This window comes from Polaromonas sp., assembly GCF_031411155.1.
In the GTDB taxonomy this organism is placed as follows: Bacteria; Pseudomonadota; Gammaproteobacteria; order Burkholderiales; family Burkholderiaceae_C; genus Polaromonas.
Map to the genome: position 1 here is coordinate 1 of NZ_JANOAL010000035.1, position 4,993 is coordinate 4,993.

A 4,993-nucleotide genomic window follows, 5' to 3' on the forward strand; every position below is an offset into this window, starting at 1 on the left:
CGGAGCAGGCAGCCCTGCGCGAGCTGGCCGAAGAGGTGCATCTGGAACTTGATGCCAGCGCCATCCTGGGCCGGCTCGATGATTTCGTCACGCGCTCGGGTTTTGTCATCACCCCGGTCGTCGTCTGGGCCGGCGCGGCGCGGCAGATCCGGCCCAATCCGGCCGAGGTGGCCAGCATTCACCGCATCCCGGTTACCGAGTTTTTGCGCGCCGACGCGCCCCTGCTGGCGCATGAAGGGCACGGCGCCCATCCCGTGCTGCGCATGCCCGTCGGCGACCACTGGATTGCGGCGCCGACGGCGGCCATCCTCTACCAGTTCCGGGAGGTCTGCATAGCGGGCCGGACCACCCGCGTGGCGCATTTCGAGCAGCCGGCGTTTGCCTGGAAATGAGCGCCCCCTAAATCCCAATGCCACTGTCGCTGCCCCTGCTTTGGCCAGCAGAGCGGCATGACACGGGAACCTATCGAGTGGGCGGTGAATCCATTAAAGTCCAGGCCAGACGGGCACAGCCCTGCGGCATCTGCGCAGCGCCCGTCCCGCCACCACCAGCAAGCGACACACCATGAAAATCAGCCCCACCAGCTCCCTGACCGCCTTGTTGGCCCTGGCCCTGAGCGCCAGCCTGTTCACCCCCTTCATCAGTGAAGCCCTGGCCCAGACAGCGCCTGCCACGGTGCGAATGCGCGGCACGGTGCTCAGCGTGACGCCAGGCACGCTCACCGTCAAGGACCGCAGTGGCGAAGTCGTCGAGCTGCTGCTGTCCGACAGGCTGGTGGTGTCCGAGGTGTTCCCGATCAGGCTGGAAGACATCAAGCCAGGAAGCTACATAGGCACGGCGGCCATGCCGCAGGCCGACGGCAGCCAGCGCGCGATTGCGGTCAGCGTGTTTCCGGAAGCGGCCCGCGGCGCCGGTGAAGGCCACCGCCCGTTTGACCTGCTGCCGCAAAGCACCATGACCAATGCCACTGTCGCCGATGTCGGCGCCATCGCCGGCGCAGCCACCGGCCGCAAGCTTCAGCTGAAGTACCAGGACGGCGAAAAAACCATCGTCGTGCCGGCCGATGCACCCATCATGAGCTCCCGGCCCGCCGACCGCAGCCTGCTGCTGCCTGGCGCCAGCGTCTCGCTGTCGGCCCAGGCGATTGACGGCAAGCCTACGGTGCTGCGCATCAATGCGGGCAAGAACGGGTTTGCGCTGCCGTATTGATGCGGGTGTGAAGGGGCGCTACAGCGCCGCGCCCGGCTCGACCCGCTGGTAGCGCACCTCGCGCTTGCGCAGGTTGTCCGTGCCGACAAACTCGCGGTTTGACTCGAACCTGAGCTGAAACGTCGCGTACGGCAGGGTGGGCGCGCTGGGCTGCTTGCCGTCAAAGCGGGTGTAGCGGCGCTTCAGGTTGGTGCCGTCAAAAGTCCATTCGCCCGCATGACTGTGCCGCGTGACGGCACCGCCCGCATCGACCACGCGCGCCGTCTCGCTAAAGTGACCGTCGGCCTCCAGCACCAGCAAGCGGCGCACCCGCACGCCGTCCTGCTCGTAGTCCCTGAGCCAGCTACCCACCAGGCGCTGCTGCACCGCTTCCATCGGCGAGTCGGCGGGCGGGCTGTCGCAGGCCACCAGCACCAGGCTGGCCAGCGCCATTGCCGCGCCAAGCCGGCGGCGTGTGGTTGAAACACCCGGGTTCAGGCGCGGCGTGGTGGGGTGGGTCATGGCGGCCACCAGCTTACGCCTGCTTGCAACTGGGGGCTTGATCGCCCCCAAAGCGGCGTCCCGGCTTTTTTGGACCGCCAGCATCCCCAAAAAACCATTTTTAGGCATCAAATAGGCCTCTAGCCCTTTAACAACAAGCGTTACGTGCTACTTAATTAATAGCACCATCCAGGCCGAAGAAACTCGGCGGGTAGCCGCCTGGCCCCAGTCTGTCGGTCAATCCCCGATGACTGATGTAAGGAACACATCGCCGCCCCGACCAATCCAACAGGAACCACCGATCCAGCGAAAGGAAACCCCATGATGAGCCGAAGAAATACCCTGCTGCGCCTTGGCGCCCTGACCGGCACGCTGACCGGCGCCGTGGCGGGCCTGCGCGGCCTGGTCGCCAGTGCGCCAGCCCACGCGGCGCGGGCCTATGAAGTGATGCACACCGATGCCGAATGGCAAAAACTGCTCAAACCCGATCAATACCAGGTCTTGCGCAAGGCCGGCACCGAGCGCCCGGGCTCCAGCCCCTTGAACAAGGAAAAACGCGCCGGCGTTTTCAGCTGCGCGGGTTGCGCCCTGCCCCTTTTCTCATCCTCCACCAAGTTTGAGAGCGGCACCGGCTGGCCCAGCTTCTGGCAGCCGATGGAAAAAGCGGTGCGCGAAGACACCGATACCACCCTGTTCATGAAGCGCACCGAGGTGCTGTGCCGCCGCTGTGGCGGGCATCTGGGCCATGTATTCGACGACGGCCCCAAACCCACCGGCCTGCGCTATTGCATGAACGGTGTGGCCCTGAACTTCACCCCGGGAGCCGCATGATGCGCCAGGCTCTGCTTGTCGCAGGCGTGATCGCCCTGTGTGCGTGGGTTTACCTGGGCAGCAGCGCGGCGGCGGAAAAAGCCGTCCGGCTGCCGCCGCCGGCGCTGGAGATGCCCGCGGGCTCCCAGGCCGCCCGCGAAACGGCCGTTTTCGCGGGCGGCTGCTTCTGGGGCGTGCAGGCCGTGTTCCAGCACACCCAGGGCGTGTTGAACGCGGTCTCGGGCTACGCCGGTGGCGAGAAGGCCACCGCCAACTACGGCGCGATAGGCTCGGGCCGGACCGGGCACGCCGAATCGGTGCAGATCAGCTATGACCCGAGGCAGATTTCCTACGGCAAGCTGCTGCAGATCTACTTTTCAGTGGTGCACGACCCGACGCAGCTCAATCGCCAGGGCCCGGACTCGGGCACGCAGTACCGCTCCGCCGTTTTTTATCAGGACGCCAGCCAGAAACAGGTGGCCGAGGGCTACATCGCGCAGCTGGACGCAGCCCGGGTGTTTGGCGGCAAGATCGTGACGCAGCTGACGCCGCTGACCGCCTTTTACCCGGCCGAGGCTTACCACCAGGACTACGCCACGCTGCACCCGGGCCAGCCCTACATCGCGCGCTTTGATCTGCCGAAAATCGCCAACCTCAAAACCATGATGCCCGAGCTGTACCGCGACAAGCCGGTGCTGGTGTCATCGCAAGCCCGCGGCTCAAGTCCATGACCGCAGGCTGGCGGCCCTTCCCGCCGAACGCTGTCAGCCCGGCGCAAACGCCATGAAGCGCTCCAACGCCGGGCTGGCCGCCCCGGCCCACACCAGGCTGGTCTCACAACCGGGAACCGCCTGCCCCTTGCGGCCCTTGACCGTCCGGTAGACCACGCCCGGCCGCTGAAACTGCCGCACACTGTCGGGCACCCAGGCCACGCCGAGGCCGGCCGATACCAGGTTGACGATGGTTTGCATCTGGATGGCCTCCTGGGCCACGCGCGGCAACTGGCCGGAGGCGTGGTACATCGCAAAAATCGCGTCGTACAGCGACGGCACAATGCGCCGCGGGAAAATCACCAGGGGCTGGTCCAGCAAGTCCTTCAGCGTGAGGGGGGTGTTGCCGGCCAGCCCGCTCTGCTCGGGCAGCGCCAGCACCAGCGGGTCCCGCGCGAGGCGCCGGCAGGCCAGCCCTGGCGGCGCAAAGCCGGGCGAATGCAGCATGAAACCGGCATCGATTTCACCGCGCTCCAGCGCCTGCAGCTGAACATCGCCGGTGGCTTCGATCAGCTCCAGCTGCACCTTGGGATACTGCTCGCGAAAGGCGCGTACCCAGCGCGGCAACAAATCGAAACCGACCGTGGACACAAAGGCCAGCCGCAGCCGCCCGGCCTGGCCGTCGGCACTGGCACGCGCCACCAGGGGCAAGGCCTGGGCACGCGCCAGCAGGTCACGCGCCTCGGGCACCAGCGCGGCACCGGCCACCGTCAGTTGTACGCTGCGTTTGGTGCGGTCAAACAGTTTCAGGCCCAGCAGGGCTTCGAGCTGCGCAATCGCCTGCGTGAGCGGTGGCTGCGTCATGTTCAGGCGCTGGGCGGCACGGCCAAAATGCAGCGCATCGGCGACGGCCAGAAACTGCCGCCACAAACGCAGTTCGATCAAGGGCGGCTGGTGGGGTGGAGCGGCAACTTCTCTCATATGCCATGCATATTAATACACCACAAATAATGGATTGGAAAGAATCAACCAAAACACGCATACTCGACTTTTCGGCAAAACCCCACCAGAAGAGACACCCCATGGAAACCAAGACCATCACCGTCATGAACCCGCGCAGCAAAAACATCACCGAAGGCAAGTCGCGCGCGCCGAATCGCTCCATGTACTACGCCATGGGCTACGAGGAAGGCGACTTCAAAAAGCCCATGATTGGCGTCGCCAACGGACACAGCACCATCACGCCCTGCAACAGTGGCCTGCAAAAGCTGGCCGATGCCGCCATTGCCGCGATTGAAGAAGCCGGCGGCAACGCCCAGGTGTTTGGCACGCCCACCATTTCCGACGGCATGGCCATGGGCACCGAGGGCATGAAGTACTCGCTGGTGAGCCGCGAAGTCATCTCCGACTGCATTGAAACCTGCGTGCAGGGCCAGTGGATGGACGGCGTACTGGTGGTCGGCGGCTGCGACAAGAACATGCCGGGCGGCCTGATGGGCATGCTGCGCGCCAATGTGCCGGCCATCTATGTTTACGGCGGCACCATCCTGCCGGGCCATTACAAAGGCAAAGACCTCAACATCGTCAGCGTGTTTGAAGCCGTGGGCGAAAACGCCGCTGGCCGCATGAGCGACGAAGACCTGCTGCAAATCGAGCGCCGCGCCATTCCGGGCACCGGCAGCTGCGGCGGCATGTACACGGCCAACACCATGTCCAGCGCGTTTGAGGCGCTCGGCATTTCGCTGCCCTACTCCAGCACCATGGCGAATCCGCACGACGAAAAG

7 protein-coding genes are annotated in these 4,993 nt (G+C 65.4%); 5 read left to right on the forward strand and 2 right to left on the reverse strand.

Annotated elements, in window-relative coordinates; translation table 11 throughout:
* Both RMO23_RS01715 and RMO23_RS01720 read left to right on the forward strand, forming a co-directional pair.
* On the forward strand, positions 1-392 hold a 392-nt coding region (locus RMO23_RS01715; RefSeq protein WP_309678370.1), incomplete at its 5' end, for a CoA pyrophosphatase.
* Positions 393-564: 172 nt separating this feature from the next.
* Positions 565-1,209 carry a hypothetical protein gene (locus RMO23_RS01720; RefSeq protein WP_309678371.1) on the forward strand — a complete coding sequence of 215 codons (645 nt, stop codon included), beginning with the start codon at positions 565-567 and terminating at the stop codon, positions 1,207-1,209.
* A gap of 18 nt (positions 1,210-1,227) precedes the next feature.
* Here the strand turns inward: RMO23_RS01720 and RMO23_RS01725 are convergent, their stop codons facing one another.
* Positions 1,228-1,710, reverse strand: coding sequence for a hypothetical protein (locus RMO23_RS01725; RefSeq protein ID WP_309678372.1), 483 nt, complete (start codon positions 1,708-1,710; stop codon positions 1,228-1,230).
* A gap of 300 nt (positions 1,711-2,010) precedes the next feature.
* Between RMO23_RS01725 and msrB the strand changes: the two genes are divergently transcribed.
* Both msrB and msrA read left to right on the forward strand, forming a co-directional pair.
* On the forward strand, positions 2,011-2,520 hold the full coding sequence (gene msrB / locus RMO23_RS01730; protein WP_309678373.1) for a peptide-methionine (R)-S-oxide reductase MsrB: 510 nt from the start codon (positions 2,011-2,013) through the stop codon (positions 2,518-2,520).
* Positions 2,520-3,230: a peptide-methionine (S)-S-oxide reductase MsrA gene (gene msrA / locus RMO23_RS01735; protein ID WP_309678374.1), complete on the forward strand. Its 711-nt coding sequence runs from the start codon at positions 2,520-2,522 to the stop codon at positions 3,228-3,230. Before msrB ends, msrA begins: the two co-directional genes overlap by 1 nt.
* A gap of 33 nt (positions 3,231-3,263) precedes the next feature.
* On the opposite strand, the gene RMO23_RS01740 is transcribed toward msrA, so the two are convergent.
* Complete coding sequence (locus tag RMO23_RS01740) at positions 3,264-4,190, reverse strand: LysR family transcriptional regulator (protein WP_309678375.1); 927 nt, start codon at positions 4,188-4,190, stop codon at positions 3,264-3,266.
* 101 nt (positions 4,191-4,291) lie between these two features.
* Here RMO23_RS01740 and RMO23_RS01745 point away from each other — a divergent pair.
* A partial coding sequence (locus RMO23_RS01745) for a dihydroxy-acid dehydratase (RefSeq protein ID WP_309678376.1) occupies positions 4,292-4,993 on the forward strand: 702 nt, incomplete at its 3' end.